Consider the following 21,825-nt stretch of genomic DNA (forward strand, 5'->3'; position numbering starts at 1 on the left):
ACGTCGCGGGGAACTCCCGGGGAACGGCGGAGGGCCCTCTTCCCCCGCGCGGGGGAAGAGGGCCCTCGGGGGCCTGTTCGCTCAGACGCCGGCCGGCTGGCGGGCGTCAGACCCGGCCGGGAGGCTCGCGGCGGCCTCGCGGGCCACCCGGCGCTCGAAGACGAAGGAGAGGAACGGGATGCAGCCGGCCGCCAGGGTCAGCACCAGCCGGCCGAGCGGCCACTTCAGCTTCTGGCCCAGCAGGAAGGTCACCACGAAGTACCCGATGTACAGGTAGCCGTGCAGCATCGCGACGTACGTCGTCACGTCCTCGCCGGTCTGGAAGCCGTACTTCGCGACCATGAAGCCGCAGAACACCAGCAGTGCCACACCGGTCGCGACGGCCAGGGCCCGGTACCAGCCCAGCAGGGGGGTCGCCTTCATCTTCTACATCGCCTCGCTCGGCTGGATCGGCCGGTGCGCCCGGATCCGCGCACCGCTCCGAACGAGGGTAGCCGCCCTCACGGCCGCGCCGGCGCAGGCCCCTCGTCGGCTTCGTCACCCTCGTCGGTGAAGTCCCCGGCCGCGACCCGCAGCGGCCGGAGCAGCTCGAACACCTGGCGGCACTGCCCGGCGTCGTACTCCTCCAGCCCGAACTCCATCGCCATGAGCTCCCGGGTGGCCTCCTCGACCACCTCGCGGCCGCGCGGGGTGATCGACGCGAGCACCCCTCGGCCGTCCAGCGGATTGGGACGGCGGGCGACCAGGCCGGCCCGCTCCAGCCGGTCGACGGTGTTGGTGACGCTGGTCGGGTGGACCATGAGCCGCTCGCCGATCTTGGAGAGGGACAGCTCGCCGGTCCGGCTGAAGGTGAGGAGCACCAGCGCCTCGTAACGGGCGAACGTCAGCCCGTACGGCTTGAGCACCGCGTCGACCCGCGAGAGCAGGATCTGGTGGGCGCGCATGATCGAGGTGATCGCCGCCATCGAGGGGGCGCCGCCCCAGCGACGCGTCCACAGCTCGTCGGCGCGGGCGATCGGGTCGAAGTCGAGTGCGAGGGGCTTGGCCACCTCCTTACCGTACCGGCGGAACGGACGTGTGCTACCAGCTGTCCTGATGGTGGACAAGCGACGGCGCGTGGCGGGAACCCGCCAATCGGGCGGGCAGGTCCATACCAGGACATTGCGGCGATGTGTCGGCCCGCCAACGCGCGTTCACGGCACGGTCGTTGACGGCCGATCGGCGGTCCGGCCCACTATCAGGCCTCGGTTCGGGCGGTAACCCGCTGAAAGGCGGGGTCATTCGCCGGTTTTGTCGGCCCGTTCACAATCCTGCGCCCTGGCGGGACTTGGCCAATTCATGAACCAGACCTGTCATTTCGTTTGCTCGATTGTCATGCTTTCGGCCAACCCCGTTCAGCGGCCACCACCCCCACCCATCGGTGCGCCGCCCGCTGCCGCACGGGGTTGCCCAGCACGTCAGCGCCCGTTCCGCCCCCAAGGTGCCGACCCCGGCCCCCGGGACGCGGCGCGACCGCGCACCCGCGGTTTCCCGGAAGGACTCGCACGTGAAGCGAAAGCTCGCAGCCGTCGCCGTACTCTCCGCCACCGCCCTCCTGACCGGCGTCGTCCAGGTGGGCACCGCCGCCGTGGCGGCCCCCGCGCCCGCGCTCCAGGCGCAGGCCGCCCAGCAGTACGCCGCCGCGCTCGCGCTGGCCGGCGGTCAGGCGGGGCCGCTCGGCAAGGCCCTGGCCCTCGGCGGCCAGGAGCAGCTCGTCGCCAAGGACGCGGTGGTGGACGCCGACGGCACCCGCCACCTGCGCTTCGAGCGCACCTTCGCCGGCCTGCCGGTGCTCGGCGGCGACCTGGTGGTCCACCAGAGCGCCGGCGGCGTCGTCGAGTCGGTCGACAAGGCGGTGACCGCTCCGATCGCGGTGCCCAGCCTGAGCCCGGCGATCCCCGCGGACCAGGCCGCCGCGCAGGCCGGCAGCGCCGTGCAGTCGACCGTCGGCATCGCCGCCGACAAGGACGAGTCCCCGCTGGCGGCCGTCCACCAGACCGGCAAGGCCGAGCTGGTGGTGTGGGCCTCCGACGGCAACCCGCGGCTCGCGTACCGCACCACCGTCGAGGGCGTCCGCGCCGACGGCACCCCGAGCAGCCAGCTGCTGGTGACCGACGCGGCGAGCGGCGAGGTGCTGTCCTCGCACGAGCAGGTGCAGACCGCGGCCGGCAGCGGCACCGGCGTCTTCGTCGGCAAGGTCCCGCTCACCACGACGCAGACCACCAGCGGGTACTCGCTGAAGGACGCCACGCGCGGCGGGCAGTCCACCGTCAACATGAAGAACCGGACCTCGGGTTCGGGCACCCTCTACGCCAAGTCGACCAACACCTGGGGCGACGGCACCGCCTCCAACGGCGAGTCCGCCGCCGTGGACGCCCAGTTCGGCGCGGCGGCCACCTGGGACTTCTACAAGAACACGTTCGGCCGCAACGGCATCAAGAACAACGGCGTCGGCGCGACCAGCCGGGTCCACTACGGCAGCAACTACGTCAACGCCTTCTGGAGCGACACCTGCTTCTGCATGTCCTACGGCGACGGCGCGAGCAACACCCACCCGCTCACCGAGATAGACGTCGCCGGCCACGAGATGACCCACGGCGTGACCTCGGCCACCGCGGGCCTCAACTACTCGGGCGAGTCCGGTGGCCTCAACGAGGCCACCTCCGACATCCTCGGCACGATGGTCGAGTTCTCCGCCAACCTGCCCTCCAACCCGCCGAACTACTGGATCGGCGAGCTGATCAACCTCAACGGCGACGGCACCCCGCTGCGCTACATGGACAAGCCCAGCAAGGACGGCTCCTCGGCGGACTCCTGGTCCTCCGGGGTCGGCAACCTGGACGTCCACTACTCCTCGGGCGTCGCGAACCACTTCTTCTACCTGCTGTCCGAGGGCAGCGGCGCGAAGAGCATCAACGGCTTCAACTACAACAGCCCGACGTCCAACGGCTCGACGGTCACCGGCATCGGCCGGGACAAGGCCGCGCAGATCTGGTACCGCGCGCTGACCGTCTACTTCACGTCCACCACCAACTACGCGGGCGCCCGCACCGGCACCCTCAAGGCGGCGGCGGACCTGTACGGCGCCACCAGCGCCGAGTACAAGGCGGTCGCGGCCGCGTGGAGCGGCGTCAACGTCAACTGACGCCCGGACAGCTCGGGGCGCGGGCCCTGCGGACGTCCCGACGTCCGCAGGGCCCTTTCCCGGCCAATCCCCCGAGGCGTCCTGTTCTTCCCCACCCCGACTTGTCATGCTTCTGTCGGAGCCACCCCCGGAAACGGCGACAGGCTGTCGCGGCCCTTGGGAGAGGAGGCCGCGACAGCCTGTCGACCGGGTGCACGTGCGCTCAGGCGGTCGCCGGCCGCAGCTCCCCGCGCTCCTCCTTGCCGAGCATCCGCTCCGCGAAGAAGCCGCCGGTCGGCAGCACCGCGAGGACGAACAGAAGCACGCCGCGCTTGGCGTCCCACTTCTGCGCCTGCCACGCCTGGATCCAGAAGACCACGTACAGGATGAACAGGATCCCGTGGACCATCCCCATCACCGGGACGGCGTCGAAGCTGGTGGTCCGCTTCAGCACCGAGCAGATCAGCAGCAGGATGAACGAGACCCCTTCGGGGCCGGAGACCAGGCGCAGGCGGTGGACGGCGCTGCTGTTCACGATGGATACCTCAATGCGGGGGTCGGAGGTCGCTTGTGAACCTGCTCACAAGCCTCCCGGCCATTATCACCGAGCACACGTCCGAACCGGCCCCCGGGGTGCCCGGCAGCCCGCCCGGGGTGCCCGATGTCACAACCGGGCCCCAGAACGGCGCCGCCCGGAGCACCGTGCGGCCCGCTGCCCCTATCCTGCTGCCCGCACGCCCGGCGAACCGGGCGCCGTACGCATCGCACGACGGGGGTAGCCACCGATGTTCAAGCGGGACTGGGACCGCAGGACCTGCGCCAAGCGCGGGCACGTCACCTACGCGCCGGCCGAGCCCGAGCTCGCCGCCCGGCTGCACACCGAGACCGCCCTCGGCGACGCCTGGCGCTGCCTGCGCTGCGGGGACTTCGCCCTCGGCGCCCCGCACGGCTCCGGCCCCGCCGGGGACGCCCCGCTGGTGCCGCGCGGCAAGGCCCTGCGCGACCTCTTCATCCTGCGCTTCCTGGCCGTCGAGCGGATCCTGCGCGGCGTGCTGATCCTGATCGTCGCGTTCGGCGTCTGGAAGTTCTCCAACAGCCAGGACGCCGTGCACCGGGTCTTCGACCAGGACCTCACGGTCTTCAAGCCGGTCACCGACCACTTCAACTGGGACATCGAGCACTCCCCGATCGTCGACACGATCCGCAAGACGTTCGACTACAAGAAGAGCACCCTGGTGATCGTCGCGGGCGCGCTGGTCGCCTACGCGCTGATCGAGATCGTCGAGGCGTTCGGCCTCTGGCTGGGCAAGCGCTGGGCCGAGTACCTGACCGTCATCGCGACCGCCGCCTTCCTCCCGCTGGAGGGCTACGAACTGCACGAGAAGGTCAGCGTGCTGAAGATCTGCACGCTGCTGCTGAACATCGCGGCAGTGGTCTGGATCATGCTCTCCAAGCGGCTGTTCGGCCTGCGCGGCGGCGTGGTCGCCTTCGAGGCGGAGCGCCACTCGGCGTCGCTGCTGGAGGTCGAGGAGTCGGCCGGCACGGTGCCGCCGTCCCGGGGCGCGCACGCCCGCACATGACCCCCGACGCGCGAGGCGCCCTCCCCCGACCACGGCCGCTGCGGTTACATTGCGGCCGTGGCACAGTTCAGACTCCAGGGGTCCCGGGTGCTCGCCGTCGAGCTGGCGGGCGACGCCGTGAAGGCCAGGAACGGCTCGATGGTCGCCTACACCGGGCAGATGGCCTTCAAGAAGCTCACCGGCGGCGGTGACGGCCTGCGCGGCATGGTCGCCAGACGGCTGACCGGCGAACAGATGGAAGTGATGGAGGTCAAGGGGCAGGGCACCTGCTACTTCGCCGACCGGGCCACCGAGATCAACCTGGTCCGGTTGACCGGCGAGGCGCTGTTCGTCGAGGCGGACAACCTGCTCTGCACCGAGGCCGCCCTGCGCACCGGCACCACCTTCACCGGACTCAACGGCGTCTCCTCCGGCAACGGCCTGTTCACCACCAAGGTGGAGGGCCACGGCTGGGCCGCCGTCACCTCGAACGGCCCCGCCGTCGTCCTGCGGGTCGGCAAGGACATGCCCCTGCGGGTGGACCCGGGCGCGTACGTCGCGCACACCGGCAGCCTGCACCGCAGCCTCAGGTCCGGCGCGGGGTGGACGACGGCGATCGGCGAGGGCGGCGGCGAGGCCGTCCAGGTGGAGTTCACCGGCGAGGGCCTGGTGTACGTCCAGCCCTCCGAGAAGCACACCCTCGGGGGTGACGTCTGATGGCCTTCCGGCAGCTCAACGGCAAGCTGGTCGAGGCCCGGGTGGTCCCCGGACAGCGGCTGTTCAGCCAGCGCGGCGCGATGATCGCCTACACCGGGGACGTCCGCTTCACGCCGAACATCACCGGCGGGCAGGGCGGCGTGCTGTCGATGATCGGCCGCCGCGTGGCGAACGAGGACACCCCGCTGATGACCGTCGAGGGTCAGGGCACCGTCATGTTCGGCCACGGCGGCCACCACGTGCACGTGATCGACATGACCGGGGACACCCTGTTCGTCGAGGCGGACCGGCTGCTGGCCTTCGAGGGCTCGCTGCGCCAGTCCACCGCGTTCCTCGGCGCGCAGGGCGGGGTGATGGGCGTGGTCCGCGGCCAGGCCACCGGCCAGGGGCTGTTCACCACCCGGCTGGACGGGCACGGCGCGGTGGCGGTGATGGCGCACGGCGGCGTCTTCGAGCTGCCGATCGTCCCCGGGCAGCCGGTGCACGTCGACCCGCAGGCCTACGTCGCCCACCGGGGCGAGGTGCGCAACCGGCTGTCCACCGCGCTGGGTTGGCGCGAGTTCATCGGCCGCGGCTCCGGCGAGGCGTTCCAGCTGGAGCTGGAGGGGCACGGCGCGGTGTACGTCCAGGCGAGCGAGGAGAAGCTCTGATGTCCCATCCGCCCCAGCCGCCGTACGGCCGGCCGTCCTACGAGCAGCCCTCCTACGGGCAGTCGCCCTACGACCAGCCGACGCAGCCCGGCCTCGCGATCCCGATGCCCACCCAGTACGACCTCTCGGTGCCCCTCCCGGAGCCGCGGGACGGCGCCGGCCCGGTGGTCCACGACGCGTACACCCTGCCGGTCGACGACAACGTCAACCCGTACGCGTTCTCGGTCGACCTCAACGGCTCGTACTTCCTGCAGAAGGGCAAGATGATCGCCTACTACGGCGACATCTCCTTCCAGGGCGTCGGCGCCGGCGCGCTCGACCGGATGCTCAGCCTGCACTTCAACTCGCCCCTGCACGCGGCCGATTGGGTCGTCGCCCGGGGCCGCGGCAAGCTGTTGCTGGCGGACCGCGCCTACGACCTCAACTCCTACGACCTGGACGACGGCAACCTGACCGTCCGCGCCGGCAATTTGCTCGCCTTCGACCCGGCGCTGCGGCTCAAGCAGTCGATCGTCCCGGGTTTCCTGACCCTGCTCGGCACCGGCCGGTTCGTCGCCGCCTCCAACGGCCCGGTGCACTTCGTCGACCCGCCGATCCGGGTGGACCCGCAGGCGCTGGTCGGCTGGGCGGACTGCCCGGCACCCTGCCACCACTACGACCACGACTACCTGCACGGCGTGGTCGGCGGCCTGCGGCGGCTGACCGGCATCGGCGGAGTGTCCGGCGAGGAGCACCAGTTCGAGTTCGTCGGCGCCGGCCAGGTGCTGCTGCAGTCCACCGAGCGCGTGATGGCCGCGCGGCCGGTCGGTCTCGTGGGCGCCGAGGGGTCGCTACCCTGAGCGGGACGACGTTTCGCCAGGTAAACTCGTACAAGATTTAACTAATCGGGGTATGCTGGCGCCATGGACACGCACCCCACCGACACCGCGGACGCCCCCGCGTCGCAGCCCGAGGACGAGACGCCCTGGCTGACCGCCCGGGAGCAGCGGATGTGGCGCGCCCATCTGGAGGTCGCCAAGCTGCTGGACTACCAGCTCGGCCGCGAGCTCCAGCCGCACAACCTGGCGATCAACGACTACGAGATCCTGGTCGTCCTCTCCGAGGCGCCCGACCGCCGGATGCGGATGACCGACCTCGCGACGGCCACCCTGCAGTCCAAGAGCCGGCTCTCGCACCAGATCACCCGCATGGAGACGGCCGGCCTGGTCCTGCGCCAGGAGTGTCCGGGCGACCGCCGCGGCCTGTTCGCGCACCTCACCGAGGAGGGCTGGGAGACGATGCAGCGCGTCGCCCCGGACCACGTGCGCAGCGTCCGCAGCCACTTCATCGACCGCCTCACCCCGGAGCAGCTGGACGCGATGTACGACGCCCTCGCGCCCATCGCCGAGCACCTGCGCGGCCTGCGCGGCCGCTCCTAGCGCGCACCGGGGGCTCTTGCCCTGCCGCGATCGTGAGGCGACGCTTCGAGCTCGGCCGGCCGCTTCGTGTGCAGGAAGGCGGTCCGGCCGACTTCCTGCGCAGAAGGGCGGACGGGCAGCGGCGGAAGCCGCTCAGGACATCAACGCTGCGTCAGGCCCGCCACCAGGGCGTCGGCGGCGCCGTACGGGTCCAGCTCGCCCGTGACGACGCGCTCGGCGAGCCCGGCCAGCTGCCGGTCGCCGCGCAGGTCGCCGATCCGGGCGCGCAGCTCGGCCAGTGCGATCGCCTCGATCTCTTCGGCGGCCCGCCGACGGCGGCGCACCGCCAGCTCGCCGTGCTCCTCCAGCCAGGCACGGTGCTTCTCCAGCGCCTCGACGACCTCGTCCACGCCCTCGCCGCGCGCCGCGACGGTCTTGACGATCGGCGGGCGCCAGTCGCCGGCCTCGCGGGCCTCGCCGAGGCCGAGCATGTGGTTGAGCTCCCGGGCGGTGGCGTCGGCGCCGTCCCGGTCCGCCTTGTTGACCACGAAGAGGTCGCCGATCTCCAGGATCCCGGCCTTGGCGGCCTGGATCCCGTCGCCCATCCCCGGGGCGAGCAGCACCACGGTGGTGTCGGCCTGAGCGGCGATCTCCACCTCGGACTGGCCGACGCCGACGGTCTCCACCAGGATCACGTCGCAACCGGCCGCGTCCAGCACCCGCAGGGCCTGCGGGGCGGCCCAGGACAGGCCGCCGAGGTGGCCGCGGGTGGCCATCGAGCGGATGAAGACCTCGGGGTCGGTGGCGTGCTCCTGCATGCGGACCCGGTCGCCGAGCAGCGCGCCGCCGGAGAACGGCGAGGACGGGTCGACGGCCAGCACCCCGACCCGCTTGCCGAGCCGCCGGTAGGCGGAGACCAGGGCCGAGGTGGAGGTGGACTTGCCCACGCCGGGGGAGCCGGTGAGGCCCACGGTGTAGGCGCGTCCGGTGTGCGGGGCCAGCGCGGCCATGACCTCGCGCAGCTCCGGGGCGGCGTTCTCGACCAGCGTGATGAGCCGGGCGACGGCGCGCGGTCGGCCGTGCCGGGCCTGTTCGACCAGCGTGGCGACATCGATCATCGGGTGCTCCTTGGCGGATGCCGACGGGGCCGCGGCCCGCTCGTGGCGGTCCGCAGCCCCGGACAGGTCGAGGTTGATCAGGCCTTCGGAACGCGGACGATCAGGGCGTCGCCCTGGCCGCCGCCGCCGCACAGGGCGGCCGCGCCGACGCCGCCGCCGCGCCGCTGGAGCTCCAGGGCCAGGTGCAGCACCACGCGGGCGCCGGACATGCCGATCGGGTGGCCGAGGGCGATCGCGCCGCCGTTGACGTTGACGATGTCCGAGGAGACCCCGAGGTCCTTCATCGACTGGTGGGCGACGGCCGCGAAGGCCTCGTTGATCTCGATCAGGTCGAGGTCGGCGACGGTCAGGCCGTCCTTGGCCAGCGCGTGCTTGATCGCGTTGGACGGCTGGGACTGCAGCGAGTTGTCCGGGCCGGCCACGTTGCCGTGGGCGCCGATCTCGGCGATCCAGGTCAGGCCCAGCTCCTCGGCCTTGGCCTTGCTCATCACGACCACGGCGGCGGCGCCGTCGGAGATCTGCGAGGCGGAGCCGGCGGTGATCGTGCCGTCCTTGGCGAAGGCCGGACGCAGCTTGGCGAGGCTCTCGACGGTGGTGTCCGCGCGGATGCCCTCGTCCTGGCCGAACAGGACCGGCTCGCCCTTGCGCTGCGGGATCGCCACCGGGACGATCTCGGCGTCGAAGAGGCCGTCGGCCTGGGCCTTGGCGGCGCGCTGGTGCGAGGCGGCGGCGATCTCGTCCTGGACCTCGCGGCCGATGCCGAGGCGGGTGTTGTGCTTCTCGGTGGACTCGCCCATCGGGATGTTCTCGTAGGCGTCGGTGAGGCCGTCGTACGCCATGGCGTCCAGCACCTCGACCGCGCCGTACTTGTAGCCCTCGCGGGACTTCGGCAGCAGGTGCGGGGCGTTGGTCATCGACTCCTGGCCGCCGGCCACGACGACGTCGAACTCGCCCGCCCGGATCAGCTGGTCGGCCAGGGCGATCGCGTCGAGGCCGGAGAGGCAGACCTTGTTGATGGTCAGCGCCGGGACGTTCATCGGGATGCCGGCCTTGACGGCGGCCTGGCGGGCCGGGATCTGGCCGGCGCCGGCCTGGAGCACCTGGCCCATGATCACGTACTGGACCTGCTCTCCCGTGATCCCGGCCCGCTCCAGCGCGCCCTTGATCGCGAAGCCGCCGAGGTCGGCGCCGGAGAAGCCCTTGAGCGAGCCGAGCAGGCGCCCCATGGGGGTCCGCGCACCGGCAACGATCACAGAGGTGGTGTTGGTCATGGGACGGGCCCCTTCGCACGTCGTGGCCAGGTGAGGATGCCGCTCAATGTACTGACCAGTCACCCGCCCGTCACCGGAGCTACGGTGTGATCGAGCGCACTGGCACCATCCAGTCAACACCGTGTCAACGCGGTCCGGGTGAACCCCGGGCGTGTGAGCAGGCTCGCACGTCCGGCGCTGGCGCCGGTTAAGCGCGATGCGCTGCACTGGTGGCCACCTGTTCCGCGACCCGCCACCGGAGGCCGCCGTGCTGACCCGTATCGACCACATCGGCATCGCCTGCCGAGACCTCGACAAGACGGTCGAGTTCTACCGCGCCACGTACGGCTTCGAGGTGTTCCACAGCGAGGTCAACGAGGAGCAGGGCGTCCGCGAGGCCATGCTCAAGATCAACGACACCGGCGACGGCGGCGCCTCCTACCTCCAGCTGCTGGAGCCCACCCGCCCCGACTCGACCGTCGCCAAGTGGCTGGAGAAGAACGGCGAGGGCGTCCACCACATCGCCTTCGGCACCGCCGACGTCGACGGCGACGCGGAGGCGATCCGGGGCAAGGGCGTCCGGGTCCTGTACGACCAGCCGCGGATCGGCTCGATGGGCTCGCGGATCACGTTCCTGCACCCCAAGGACTGCGGCGGCGTCCTGACCGAGCTGGTCACCTCGGCCGAACCGGCCGCCCACGACGAGCACTGAGACCCCCCCGACGGTGCCGCCCCTGCCCCGGGCGGCACCCCACTCCTCCCCCGCTGCGCCCGGCAGGCGCCGGGCGCAGCACGCACCTTTCGACGGGGCCCTCGCTCCGCTCGGGCCCAGTGACCCGTCAGTAACCTGACCCGGTACCCGGGAAAACCCCCACGCGGCCATTCCCCCGCACTGCGCTCCCACTACAATGCCCAGGTGCGCGAAGACTCCGGGGGACGGAGGGGACGGGCACGGCCGATGACAGGCCCGTCCGCCCTCCGGCGGCGGCCCGTCGCAGGGGAGTCCACTACGCGGGCACGGCTGAACAGTCGCAAGTCGGATCTGTCACCATTCTCCACAAGGCAAGAGTTCGCCCAGGAGTCCACCCGGACGGGGGAACGCGGCATCACCGCGCTCCCACACCGAGGGCTCCGACGACCGCGGCGGGCGGCCCCGGCTTGAACGTGGGGGCCCATCGGCGCGGATGCAAGGACCAGTCGGAGCGGCACCCGGAACCACGGGGGCCTCGCACCGGCCGGGTCGAGGACGCGACCAGGAGATGGATGGGACCGCGGAGTGCGGGGCAACGACCGCTACGAGGCTGACGATCACCTCTCCCAGTTCGAGGCCGAGATGGGTCGGACTCGAAAGGAGCGGGACAAGGCAGTCGAGCACGCCGAGGACCTCGCCTACCAGGTGGAGGTGCTCCGGGCCAAGCTGCACGAATCCCGTCGCATGCTCGCCCAGCCGCGTGCCTTCGACGCCGTCTCCGGCCAGGCCGAGCAGATGCTCCGCACCGCCGAGATGCAGGCCCAGCAGATGCGCGCGGACGCCGAGCGCCAGCTGCGGGACTCCCAGGCCGCGACCCAGCGGATCATGGCCGAGGCCGCCGAGCGCACCGCCCGCCTGGAGGCCGAGCTCACCGCCCGCCGCCGCCAGCTGGAGGACGAGCTCGCCGAGCTGCGCCGCAACGCCGAGCAGCATCTGAACGGCTGGGCCGAGCAGACCAGGACCGGCAGCGAGCAGGAGGCCCACCGCCTGCTCCAGGAGGCCCGCGCCGAGGCCGAGCGGATGATGGCCGCCGCCCGCGCCGAGGCCGTCGCCCTGGCCGACCAGGCCCGCGCGCAGACCGCCGCCGACGTGGACGCCGCCCGCGGCGAGGCCCAGGCCGCCGCCGAGGCCGCCCTGCACAGGGCCCAGAACGATGCCGAGCGCCTCCTGCGCGCCGCCTCCGAGCAGGCCCAGCAGGCCGGCGCCCAGGCCGCCGCCGACGTGGACGCCGCCCGCGGCGAGGCCCAGCAGCGGCTGGCCGCCGCCCACGCGGCCGCCGAGCAGCAGCTCGCCGCCGCGCAGAGCGAGATCGGCCGGCTGAAGGAGCACGCCGCCGCCGAGCGGGCCCGCACCGAACAGGAGCTGGCCCACGCGCAGGCCGAGATAGAGCGGCTGCGCGCCGAGGCGATCGCCGAGGCCGAGCGCACCCGCCGGGAGGCCGCCGAGCTGCGCGCCCAGGCCGAGCGGGCCGCCGAGCAGCTCCAGGCCGACGCCGAGGCCGCCGTCGAGCGCCGGGTCGCCGACGGCGACGCCGCCAACGAGCAGCGCTCCCAGACCGCGCGGGCCGAGATCGCCCGCCTGGTCGCCAAGGCCACCAAGGAGTCCGAGGCCATCCGCGCCGAGGCCGAGGCGATCCGGGCCGAAGCCGCCACCCGGCAGGCCGAGGCGGACGCCGCGAAGGCCGCCGCGGCCGAGGAGAGCGAGCGGCTGCGGGCCACCGCCGAGTCCGTCGCCGCCGAGCTGAAGGCCGAGGCCGAGGCGGCGATCGCCGACCTGCGCGCCCGCACCGAGCGCGACCTCGCCGACCTGCGCGCGCAGGCCGAGGCCGACGCGCTGCGCCTGCGCAGCGAGGCCGAGGAGGAGGGCCGCGCGGCCGGCGCCAAGGACGCCACCGTCCACCTCGCCAAGGCGGCCAAGACGGCCGAGGAGGTCCTCGACCGGGCCAACCGGGACGCCGAGGCGGCGCGCGGCGAGGCCGCCGCGGAGGCCGAGCGGATCCGCGCCGAGGCCGCCGCGGAGGCCCAGCTCCTGCGCGAGCAGGCCCAGGCCGCCGTCGAGCAGGCCCAGAACGCCGCCCTGGACGACGCCGCCGCGATCCGCGAGCGGATCGAGCAGATGCAGGACGAGGCCGCCCGGCTGCGCGCCGAGGCCGAGGAACTGCGCGCCCAGGCCGCCGCCGAGGCCGACAAGCTCCGGGGCGAGGCCCGCCGCCAGGCCGTGCTGCAGATCGAGGAGTCGGCGAAGAACGCCGAGGACCTGCTCACCAGGGCCAAGGCCGACGCGGACGAACTGCGCGCCGGCGCCGCCGCGGAGATCGAGCGGCTGCGCGAGCAGGCCCAGGAGCAGGCCGCCGAGACCCAGGGCCGGGCCGAGCAGACCCTGTCCCGGGCCCGCGCCGAGGCCGGGAAGATCACCGCCGCCGCCGAGCAGCAGGGCCAGGACGCGCTCGCCGCCGCCCGCGCGGCAGCCGCCGAGAACCGCACCGCCGCCGAGCGCGAGACCGCCGAACTCCGGCGCGAGGCCGCCGAGTTCGACCAGCGGGTGCGCGCCGAGGCAGGCACCGTCGCGGAGGCCCTGCGGGCCGAGGCCGAGGCCGCGGCGAAGGCCGTCCGGGACGCCGCGGTGGCCGACGCCGAGCGCGTGCGCACCGAGGCCGACGCCGAGGCCGCCCGCACCCGGGGCGAGGCCGAGACGGTCGCCACCGCGCTGCGCGAGGAGAGCCGGCGCGAGCACGAGGAGGCCGCCGCCGGACTCCAGCGCGAGCGCGAGGAGACCGCGGAGCAGCTGGCCGCCGCCCGGGCCGCGCGCGAGCAGGCCGAACAGGGCGCCGAAGAGCTGACGAAGCGCACGGCCGCCGAGACGGCCGCCCTCCGCGAGGCCGCCGAAGCGTACGCCGACCGCGTCCGCAGCGAGGCCGAGCACACCGCCGCCGAACTCACCGAGCGCACCGCCGCCGAGACCGCCGCCCAGCGCACCGCCGCCGAACAGGCCGCGGACGAGCTGACCAGGCGCACGGCCGCCGAGACGGCCGCCGTCCGCGAGGCCGCCGAAGCGTACGCCGACCGCGTCCGCACCGAGGCCGAGCACACCGCCACCGAACTCACCGAGCGCACCGCCACCGAAACGGCCGCCCAGCGCGCCGACGCGGAGGGCTACGCCGAGCGCGTCCGTACGGAGGCCGAGCAGGCCGCCGCCGAGCTCACCGAGCGCACCGCCACCGAGGCGGCCGCCCAGCGCGCCGAGGCCGAGGAACTGCTCGAGGCCGCCCGCGTCTCCGCCGAGCAGCGCAAGGCCGAGGCCGCCCAGGCCGCCAAGGAGGTCCGCGAGAAGGCCGCCGCCGACCTGGCGCTGGCCGCCGAGCAGGCCGAGACGGTCCGCGCCGAGGCCGGCCGCGAGCTGTCCGAGGCCCGCGCCACCGCCGACTCCATCCGCGCCGAGGCCGGCGCCGTGCTGGAGCAGGCCCGCGCCGACGGCGACGAGCTGATCGCCGCCGCCAAGGCGGAGTGCGCCGCGCTGGTCGAGACCGCCGAGGACGAGGCCGCCGAGGTCCGCCAGTCGGTGGCCGGCCTGCACGAGGCCGCCTCCCAGCAGATCGCCGAGCTGACGGCCACCGCCGAGCGCGAGGCCGCCGAGGTCCGCGAGCAGGCCGAGCAGGCCGCCGCCGACCTGCGCGCCGACGCCGAACGGGAGACCGCCGAGCTGCGCGAACTGACCGACCGGGAGACCACCGAGCAGCGCGAGCTCGCCGACCGCGAGACCGCCGACCTACGCGCCCGCACCGAGGCCGAGACGGCCGCCCTGCGCGAGCAGACCGAGCTGGAGCTCACCGCCGAGCGCGAGGCCGCCGAGGCCGAGCTCGCCCGCCGGCGCGCCGAGGCCCAGGCCTACGACGAGCAGCTGCGTGCCGAGGCCGACCACGAGCTGCGCACCGCCCAGGAGGCCGCCGACCAGCTGCGCGCCGACGCCGAGGCGCAGGCCGCCCGGACGGTCGCCGCCGCCGAGGAGCACGCCGCCGGCCTGGTCGCCGACGCCGAGGAGCTGGCCGCCGCGCTGCGCTCGGAGGCCGAGGAGTACGCGCTCGCCACCCGCACCCTGGCCGACGAGTACGACGCCGCCACCCGCGCCCGCGCCGACGCCTACGACGCGGACACCCGGGAGGCCGCCGAGCAGTTCGACAAGGCCACCCGCGACCAGGCGAAGTCCGTCCTGGAGCGGGCCTTCGCGGACGCCGAGTCGCTCGGCGAGGACGCCCAGACCACCGCGCTGGCCACCACCGCGGCCGCCGAGGAACAGGCCGACGCCATGGTCGCCGCCGCCCGCAAGGAAGCCGACCGGCTGGTCGCCGCCGGCGAGGCGGCCGGCCAGGGCGAGGTGGAGAAGGGCCGCGCCGACGCCGACGCGCTGCTCGCCGAGGCCCGCCGGGACGCCACCGCGATCCGCGAGCGCGCCGAGGAGCTGCGCGAGCGCACGGACGCCGAGGTCGAGGCGCTGCACGAGCGCGCCCGCAAGGAGAACGCGGCGGCCATGAAGTCGGCCGGCGAGCGCGTCGACGCGCTGGTGACCGCCGCCCAGGAGCAGCTCACCGAGGCCGAGGAGCAGGCGGTCGCCACTGTCGCCGAGGCCGAGGACCGCGCGGCGGCCCTGGTCGCCGCCGCCGAGGAGCGGGCCGCGGAGCTCACCTCGCAGGCGTCCGCCGAGGCGAGCAAGGTCCGGCTGTCGGCGGTCCGCAAGGCCGAGGGCCTGCTCAAGGAGGCGGAGACCAAGCTCGCCACCTCCACCGAGCGGGCCGAGGCGCTGATCGAGAAGGCCGAGGCCAAGCTGCGGTCCTCCCAGGAGGAGGCCGAGGAGCGGGTGGAGAAGGCGTCGGCCGAGGCGGAGAAGCGGCTGCAGGCCGCCGACCGCGCGGCGGACGAGCAGGTCGAACTGGCCAAGGCCGAGGCCGAACGCCTGCTGGAGGAGGCGCGCGCCGAGGCCGAGCGCGTCACCGCCGAGGGCCGTCGCGAGCTCGACGAGCTGGTGCGCCGTCGCAAGGACATCAACACCGAGATCTCCCGGGTCCAGGACGTCCTGTCCGCCCTGGAGGCCTTTGAGGCACCGTCACCGGTCGCACAGACCAACGGGGGAAACAGCAAGAAGGACGGGGGTGCCAAGGCCGGTGCCGGAGTTGGCTCCCCCCGGTCGGGTGGCAATCGCTCCAAGAACGCACCACCCGATTGAGCGGACATTGTCCGCGGGACGACGGCATTTCGCCGTCGACACTCCGGTACCGTGTCAGGATTCCCTCAACCACCTCAGCGGTTTGACGACAGGAAGCCCAGAACCCCATGAGCGACAGTCACTCCCCTCACGGCTTCGACCTGGTGCGCCGTGGGTACGAGCGTGCCCAGGTCGACGAGCGGATCACCAAGCTGGTGGCCGACCGTGACAGTGCCTTGACCCGGATCAGTGCGCTGGAGAAGCGCATCGAGGAGCTCCACCTGGAGACCCAGACCGCCCAGGCGGCGGTCGCCGAGCAGGAGCCGTCGTACGCCGGTCTCGGCGCCCGGGTCGAGAAGATCCTGCGCCTCGCCGAGGAGGAGGCCAAGGACCTGCGCGACGAGGCGCACCGCGCCGCCGAGCAGCACCGCGAGCTCGCCGAGGCCGCCGCCCAGCAGGTCCGCACCGAGGCCGAGAACTACGCCAAGGACCGCAAGGCCAAGGCGGAGGACGAGGGCATGCGGATCGTCGACAAGGCCAAGAGCGACGCGGCCCAGCTGCGCGCCGAGGCCAACAAGGACGCGCAGAACAAGCGCGAGGAGGCGGACGCCCTCTTCGAGGAGACCCGCACCAAGGCCGCCCAGGCCGCGCTGGAGTTCGAGACCAACCTGGCCAAGCGCCGCGAGCAGTCCGAGCGCGACCTGGCCGCCCGCCAGGCCAAGGCCGAGAAGCGCCTCGCCGAGATCGAGCACCGGGCCGAGCAGCTGCGCCTGGAGGCCGAGAAGCTGCGCACCGACGCCGAGCGCCGCGCCCGCCAGACCGTCGAGACGGCCCAGCGCCAGTCCGAGGACATCGTGGCCGACGCGAACGCCAAGGCCGACCGGATCCGCAGCGAATCCGAGCGCGAGCTGGCGGCGCTCACCAACCGCCGCGACAGCATCAACGCCCAGCTGACCAACGTCCGCGAGATGCTGGCGACGCTGACCGGCGCGGCCGTGGCCGCCGCCTCGCTGCCGAACGACGACACCATCGGCGTGCCCGCCCAGCAGGGCCGCTGACGCAGCAGCACGGCGGGCCCTCACCCTCCCGGGTGAGGGCCCGCCGTCGTTCAAGGCCTCATCATCTCGGGTAGGCCCCGTCCGGCCGCTGGTGGCCGCTGCTGAGCTGGTTGCCCTCGTCGTCCGAGACGGTGCCGAACCACGACGTGCACCACACCGAGACCGAGTCCGGCCAGTACTGCACCTCGAACGGATGCCCCGAGCCGTGGTCGCCGTACGAGGTGACGATGAAGGTCTCCCCCGGGCGCATCCAGTAGTCCTCGCCGAGCGGCTCCAGCGTCAGCTCCAGCAGCCCCTCGCCGCGGTTGGTCAGCGGCATCCGGCCGGTCACCTCCAGGGCCGAGAAGTCCCAGCCGGCCTCCTCCTCGGTCATCCGGCGGCCACCCGGGCGAGCAGCTTGCGCACGGCGTCGTCGAACGCCTCCGGAGCCTCCAGGGCGCTCAGGTGGCCCACCCCGGGGATGACGGTCAGCTCGGCGTCCGGCCGCAGCCGCGCCATCAGCTCGGCCTCCTCGACGGCCACCAGGGCGTCCTCCGCGCCCGCGACGAGCGCGGTCGGCACCCGCAGCCCGGCGAGCACCTCCCGGGAGTCCGGCCGGGCCGCCATGGCCCGCTGCGCCCACGCGACGGCGGCCGGCGGGGCGGCGGCCACCAGCGCCTGCACCCGCTCGACCAGGTGCCGCGAGTCCGGCCCGAGCTGGCCGGCCGCCACCTCCTCGTCGAGCAGCAACTGGACGCTGTCCCGGGCGAGGACGGCGGCGGCGATGCGCTCCCGGTTGGCGCGGACGGCGTCGGCGTCGGCCGTCGCGCGGGTGTTGGCCAGCAGCAGCCCGGCGAGCCGGTCCGGGTGGCGGCGGGCGAAGGCCAGCGCCACGTAGCCGCCCATGGAGAGTCCGCCGACCACCGCGCGGTCGATGCCGGCCGCGTCCAGCAGGAGCGCGAGGTCGTCCGCGACCAGGTCCAGCGAGGGCTCGTCGGTGCCCAGCGCAGTGCCGCCGAACCCCCGTTGGTCGGGGGCGAGCACCCGGGTTTCGTCCCCGGTCAGTCCGGGCAGCGCGTCCAGTTGGGCGGACCACATCGCTGCGTTCAGCGGGAAGGCGTGCAGGAGCACGAGGGGCGTTCCGGTGCCGCTCTCGCGCACCGACAATGCTGAGGGGAGCTGGGTCATGGGGCCACCGTATTCCGGTGCGCCCGGCGGGCCCACTCAGCGGGCCGCGATATCCGCTTTGTCCTAGCCTGACAGAGAGTAAGGGAGCGCGAATGATCGAGTTGCACGACCTGACAAAACGTTACGGCAAGACCCTCGCGGTGGACCGGCTCAGCTTCCGGGTGCCCCAGGGGGTCGTCACCGGCTTCCTCGGCCCCAACGGCGCGGGCAAGTCCACCACCATGCGCATGATCCTCGACCTCGACAGACCCACCTCCGGCCGGGTCACCATCGACGGCCGGAGGTACGGACAGCTCAGCGAACCGCTCAAGTACATCGGCGCCCTGCTGGAGGCCAAGGCCGTCCACCCCGGGCGCACCGCCCGCGACCACCTGCTCTGGCTCGCCCAGAGCAACCGGATCCCCGAGCGCCGGGTCGACGAGGTGCTCTCCCTGGTCGGCCTCACCCCGGTCGCCCGCAAGCGCGCCCGCGGCTTCTCGCTCGGCATGGGCCAGCGCCTGGGCATCGCCTCGGCGTTGCTCGGCGACCCGGAGATCGTCATGTTCGACGAACCGGTCAACGGCCTGGACCCGGAGGGCATCCTCTGGATCCGCAACCTCATGAAGCGGCTCGCCGCCGAGGGGCGCACCGTCTTCGTCTCCTCCCACCTGATGAGCGAGATGGCCGTCACCGCCGACCACCTCGTCGTCATCGGCCGGGGCCGGCTCCTCGCCGACCTGCCGATGCCCGAGTTCATCCGGCGCAACTCCCGCTCCGCCGTGCGCCTGCGCACCCCGCACCCCGAGCGGCTGCTCGACGTCCTGGCCGGCGCCGGGATCCGCCACGAGCCCGGGCCGGACGGCTCCTACGAGGTGGTCGACGGCGACCTCGCCGGGCTCGGCGACCTGGCGGCCGCCAACGGCGTCGTCCTGCACGAACTCAGCCCCCAGCAGGCCTCGTTGGAGGAGGCCTTCATGCAGATGACGGCCGACTCGGTGGAGTACCACGCCGGTGACGGGCCGGGCCGGGACGCGGTCGGGGCGCCCGGCGTGTGGGGCGCCGGCTGGCAGCCCGTCGGCGAACGGACGGCCGCCACGGCCGGACAGGAGGAGAACTGAGATGGCGTCCTTCCCGGCGATCCTGCGCTCCGAGTGGACGAAGATCCGCAGCGTCCGCTCGACGATCTGGACCCTCGCGCTGACCTTCGTCGTCACGGTCGGCATCGGCGCGCTGCTGTCCCTGCTGACCAACAACAACTTCAACGAGTTCCGGCGCAACGCCGAGAGCCAGTTCGACGCCACCGGTACGGCCTTCTCCGGCATCATGCTCGGCGAACTCGCCATCATCGTCTTCGGCGTGCTGGCCATCGGCAACGAGTACAGCACCGGCATGGTCCGGGTCAGCCTGGCCGCCGTCCCGCAGCGCGGCACCCTGCTCACCGGCAAGGCGGTCGTCCTCGGCACGCTCGCCCTGGCCGTGTCGATCGTGACGGCCTTCGTCACCTTCTTCATCGGCCAGGCACTGCTCGGCTCGCACTCCACCACCATCGGCGAGCCGAACGTGCTGCGCGCGGTGCTCGGCGCCGCGCTCTACCTGACGATGCTCTGCCTGTTCTCGGCCGGCGTCACGACGATGCTGCACAACCAGACGCTCGCGCTGGGCGTGCTGGTGCCGTTCTTCTTCCTGCTCTCGCCGATCCTCTCGGCGGTGCCGAAGGTCAAGACGCTCGCGCACTACTTCCCGGACTACGCGGGCTCGCGGATGCTGCTGGTGTACGAGCAGCACGGCCAGCCGTACGGCCCGTGGGCGGGATTCGCGATCTGCCTGGCCTGGACGCTGGCCGCGCTGGCCGGCGGCGCGCTCGTGCTCAAGAACCGCGACGCGTAGGGCTGTCGCCCGCCGGGAGCGTCGGACTCAGTACCGCGGAGCGCCGCGGCCCCGCAGCAGGTTGGAGGCCCGGCGCTCCCGCGCTCCCCAGCACGCGCGGTGCCAGTGCCGCCGGTCGTCCACCCCGGCGCCGTGCATCGGCCAGGCCACCACGTGGCCGACCCCGGACGGGATCTCCTGGTCGCAGCCCGGGCAGCGGTAGTTGCGCCCGGCCGTCCCGGCGACCGTCTGGACCACCCAGTCGTCGCCCTGGTAGCTCTCGGTGCGGCGCAGCGAACCGCCCAGCGGGGCGGCCGGTTCGTCCGCCCGGTCGGCGGCGCTCTTGATCCGGTTGCGGCGGGGCGACACGGCGACTACCTCTCTCCGGTGGCTCGGGACCGTTCCAGCCTACGGCCGGGCACGACCTCCGAAAGCCTCTATCACGGCATCACGCGCCGGTTCGGGGTTTCCGGCGAGATCCACCCGATCTTCCCCGAAATTCGTGGTTCGGCGTGCCATTGGCACATGACATCCGATACCCACAAGGGGAACAGGCGGGGCCCGCAGACCCTGCGCGCACCCGAGGAGGCCCACCGATGTCCAAGACCACCGCCCGCGCCGAGACCCGTCGGCCCGTCGGGGTCCGGCCGCCCGCCCCCGGGCCCGCGCTGAGCTCCGTCCCCCCCGTGACGGCCGCCGCCGGCGATCCGCTGCCCGCCGCGCAGCGGGCCGCGGCGTTCTCCGCGGACACCGCGCCGATCCGGGTCGGCGCCTTCATGCTCTCCGCGCAGTTCCCCGGACAGAGCCACGGGGAGGTGCTCGACCGCACCGTGCGCGCCGCCGTCGAGGCCGAACGCGCGGGCCTGGACAGCGTCTGGCTGGCCGAACACCACTTCGTCCCGTACGGGGTCTGCCCGAACGCCGCCACGCTCGCCGCGCTGCTGCTCGGCCGCACCCGCCGGATCGGCGTCGGCACCGCCGTCAGCGTGCTGTCCACCGCCCACCCGGTGGCACTCGGCGAGCAGGCCGCGCTGCTGCACCTCACCTCCGGCGGACGCTTCACGCTCGGGGTGGGCCGCGGCGGCCCGTGGATCGACCTGGACGTGTTCGGCAGCGGCGTGGACGCCTTCGAGAGCGGCTTCCCGGAGCGGCTGGACCTGCTGCTGCGCTGGCTGCGCGGCTCCCGGGTCGGCGCGGACGGGCCGCAGTTCACCTTCCCCGAGGTCGCCGTCGTCCCACGGGCGACCGAGCCGCTGCGCCGGCCCGGGCTGGGTGCCTGGCTGGGCCTGGGCGAGCCCGGCGGCCGGGTGCGCCTGCCGCGTCAGCGCCAGGACGTCGAGGGGGCCGGTGCGGGCGCGGGCGAGGAACTCACCGCCGCCGGACGGCCGGTGGCCGGCCCGCCGGTGGTCGTCGCGTGCACGTCCCCGGCCGGGGTCAGGCTCGCCGCCGAGCGCGGCCTGCCGATGTTGCTGGGCATGCACTCGGGCGACGACGACAAGCTGAACATGCTGCAGCTGTACCGCAGCGCCTGGCTGGCCGCCGGACGGGACGAGGAGCAGCTGCGCCGGATCAACCGCCGGCACGTCGCGGCCGGCGTGGCCCAGGTCGACGACCGCACCTCGACGGCGCGGGCCACACTGCTGAGCGCGATGCCGGGCTGGTTCGAGTACGGGCTCGGCGCCCACCGCACCGTGGACGGCCGGGAGCGCAAGATGCGCGACCCGCACCAGTACACGGAGCTCCTGTGCGACCTGCACGCGGTGGGCACCCCGAAGCAGTGCGCCGACCGTCTGCTGGCCACCGCCGAGCGGACCGGCATCCGCCGCTTCGCGCTGCTCGCCGAGGGCAGCGGCGACCACGAGGCGACCCTGCACAACATCGCCCGGCTCGGTTCGGAGGTGCTCCCGCACCTGGGCTGAGCCGAACCGCGCCGCCCCCTCCCCCCGCACCGGGG

General features: G+C 73.5%; 20 protein-coding genes. 12 read left to right on the plus strand and 8 right to left on the minus strand.

The window, feature by feature from the left end; genetic code table 11:
* Positions 1 to 81: 81 nt before the first annotated feature.
* Both PUR71_RS17540 and PUR71_RS17545 read right to left on the minus strand, forming a co-directional pair.
* Complete coding sequence (locus tag PUR71_RS17540) at positions 82 to 423, minus strand: DUF3817 domain-containing protein (RefSeq protein ID WP_329927945.1); 342 nt, start codon at positions 421 to 423, stop codon at positions 82 to 84.
* A gap of 77 nt (positions 424 to 500) precedes the next feature.
* The gene (locus PUR71_RS17545; RefSeq protein WP_329927946.1) at positions 501 to 1,049 is read right to left on the minus strand and encodes a MarR family winged helix-turn-helix transcriptional regulator; all 549 of its coding nucleotides are present in this window, start codon (positions 1,047 to 1,049) and stop codon (positions 501 to 503) included.
* Between the two features lie 497 nt (positions 1,050 to 1,546).
* On the opposite strand from PUR71_RS17545, the gene PUR71_RS17550 reads away from it, so the two are divergent.
* On the plus strand, positions 1,547 to 3,184 hold the full coding sequence (locus tag PUR71_RS17550; protein WP_329927947.1) for a M4 family metallopeptidase: 1,638 nt from the start codon (positions 1,547 to 1,549) through the stop codon (positions 3,182 to 3,184).
* Positions 3,185 to 3,386: 202 nt separating this feature from the next.
* Here the strand turns inward: PUR71_RS17550 and PUR71_RS17555 are convergent, their stop codons facing one another.
* Entirely contained in the window at positions 3,387 to 3,698 is a 312-nt protein-coding gene (locus tag PUR71_RS17555; protein WP_443077472.1) for a DUF3817 domain-containing protein, read from the minus strand.
* Positions 3,699 to 3,948: 250 nt separating this feature from the next.
* Between PUR71_RS17555 and PUR71_RS17560 the strand changes: the two genes are divergently transcribed.
* From PUR71_RS17560 to PUR71_RS17580, 5 genes are all read left to right on the plus strand, one after another.
* On the plus strand, positions 3,949 to 4,743 hold the full coding sequence (locus tag PUR71_RS17560; protein WP_329927948.1) for a DUF2127 domain-containing protein: 795 nt from the start codon (positions 3,949 to 3,951) through the stop codon (positions 4,741 to 4,743).
* A 57-nt stretch (positions 4,744 to 4,800) separates the two neighbouring features.
* Positions 4,801 to 5,439 (plus strand): AIM24 family protein, encoded by a 639-nt coding sequence (locus tag PUR71_RS17565; RefSeq protein WP_329927949.1) that lies wholly within the window; start codon positions 4,801 to 4,803, stop codon positions 5,437 to 5,439.
* Entirely contained in the window at positions 5,439 to 6,089 is a 651-nt protein-coding gene (locus tag PUR71_RS17570) for an AIM24 family protein (protein ID WP_329927950.1), read from the plus strand. The genes PUR71_RS17565 and PUR71_RS17570 overlap by 1 nt, the downstream gene beginning before the upstream one ends.
* 104 nt (positions 6,090 to 6,193) lie before the next feature.
* Entirely contained in the window at positions 6,194 to 6,928 is a 735-nt protein-coding gene (locus PUR71_RS17575) for an AIM24 family protein (RefSeq protein ID WP_329928147.1), read from the plus strand.
* A gap of 63 nt (positions 6,929 to 6,991) precedes the next feature.
* The gene (locus PUR71_RS17580) at positions 6,992 to 7,507 is read left to right on the plus strand and encodes a MarR family winged helix-turn-helix transcriptional regulator (protein ID WP_329927951.1); all 516 of its coding nucleotides are present in this window, start codon (positions 6,992 to 6,994) and stop codon (positions 7,505 to 7,507) included.
* A gap of 140 nt (positions 7,508 to 7,647) precedes the next feature.
* Here PUR71_RS17580 and meaB read toward each other — a convergent pair whose 3' ends face one another.
* Positions 7,648 to 8,604 carry a methylmalonyl Co-A mutase-associated GTPase MeaB gene (gene meaB, locus PUR71_RS17585; RefSeq protein ID WP_329927952.1) on the minus strand — a complete coding sequence of 319 codons (957 nt, stop codon included), beginning with the start codon at positions 8,602 to 8,604 and terminating at the stop codon, positions 7,648 to 7,650.
* A 77-nt stretch (positions 8,605 to 8,681) separates the two neighbouring features.
* On the minus strand, positions 8,682 to 9,875 hold the full coding sequence (locus tag PUR71_RS17590; RefSeq protein WP_329927953.1) for an acetyl-CoA C-acetyltransferase: 1,194 nt from the start codon (positions 9,873 to 9,875) through the stop codon (positions 8,682 to 8,684).
* A 247-nt stretch (positions 9,876 to 10,122) separates the two neighbouring features.
* On the opposite strand from PUR71_RS17590, the gene mce reads away from it, so the two are divergent.
* The 3 genes from mce (at position 10,123) to PUR71_RS17605 (ending at position 16,859) form a co-directional block, all read left to right on the plus strand.
* A complete protein-coding gene (mce, locus tag PUR71_RS17595) occupies positions 10,123 to 10,566 on the plus strand; it encodes a methylmalonyl-CoA epimerase (protein WP_329928148.1) in 444 nt (147 codons plus the stop codon).
* A gap of 564 nt (positions 10,567 to 11,130) precedes the next feature.
* Positions 11,131 to 15,822 (plus strand): hypothetical protein, encoded by a 4,692-nt coding sequence (locus PUR71_RS17600; RefSeq protein WP_329927954.1) that lies wholly within the window; start codon positions 11,131 to 11,133, stop codon positions 15,820 to 15,822.
* Positions 15,823 to 15,929: 107 nt separating this feature from the next.
* Positions 15,930 to 16,859, plus strand: coding sequence for a cellulose-binding protein (locus PUR71_RS17605; RefSeq protein WP_329927955.1), 930 nt, complete (start codon positions 15,930 to 15,932; stop codon positions 16,857 to 16,859).
* Between the two features lie 61 nt (positions 16,860 to 16,920).
* On the opposite strand, the gene PUR71_RS17610 is transcribed toward PUR71_RS17605, so the two are convergent.
* Positions 16,921 to 17,232 carry a hypothetical protein gene (locus tag PUR71_RS17610; RefSeq protein ID WP_329927956.1) on the minus strand — a complete coding sequence of 104 codons (312 nt, stop codon included), beginning with the start codon at positions 17,230 to 17,232 and terminating at the stop codon, positions 16,921 to 16,923.
* Entirely contained in the window at positions 17,229 to 18,026 is a 798-nt protein-coding gene (locus tag PUR71_RS17615; protein WP_329927957.1) for an alpha/beta fold hydrolase, read from the minus strand. Before PUR71_RS17615 ends, PUR71_RS17610 begins: the two co-directional genes overlap by 4 nt.
* A gap of 92 nt (positions 18,027 to 18,118) precedes the next feature.
* On the opposite strand from PUR71_RS17615, the gene PUR71_RS17620 reads away from it, so the two are divergent.
* Both PUR71_RS17620 and PUR71_RS17625 read left to right on the plus strand, forming a co-directional pair.
* Positions 18,119 to 19,123 (plus strand): ABC transporter ATP-binding protein, encoded by a 1,005-nt coding sequence (locus PUR71_RS17620; protein WP_329927958.1) that lies wholly within the window; start codon positions 18,119 to 18,121, stop codon positions 19,121 to 19,123.
* A gap of 1 nt (position 19,124) precedes the next feature.
* Positions 19,125 to 19,892, plus strand: a complete 768-nt coding sequence (locus tag PUR71_RS17625; protein ID WP_329927959.1) for an ABC transporter permease subunit — start codon at positions 19,125 to 19,127, stop codon at positions 19,890 to 19,892.
* A gap of 27 nt (positions 19,893 to 19,919) precedes the next feature.
* Here PUR71_RS17625 and PUR71_RS17630 read toward each other — a convergent pair whose 3' ends face one another.
* Entirely contained in the window at positions 19,920 to 20,240 is a 321-nt protein-coding gene (locus PUR71_RS17630) for an ATP/GTP-binding protein (RefSeq protein ID WP_329927960.1), read from the minus strand.
* Positions 20,241 to 20,629: 389 nt separating this feature from the next.
* Here PUR71_RS17630 and PUR71_RS17635 point away from each other — a divergent pair, with 389 nt between their 5' ends.
* On the plus strand, positions 20,630 to 21,790 hold the full coding sequence (locus PUR71_RS17635; RefSeq protein WP_329928149.1) for an LLM class flavin-dependent oxidoreductase: 1,161 nt from the start codon (positions 20,630 to 20,632) through the stop codon (positions 21,788 to 21,790).
* Positions 21,791 to 21,825 lie beyond the last annotated feature (35 nt).

This window comes from Streptomyces sp. SP17BM10, from assembly GCF_036322405.1.
In the GTDB taxonomy this organism is placed as follows: domain Bacteria; phylum Actinomycetota; class Actinomycetes; order Streptomycetales; family Streptomycetaceae; genus Kitasatospora.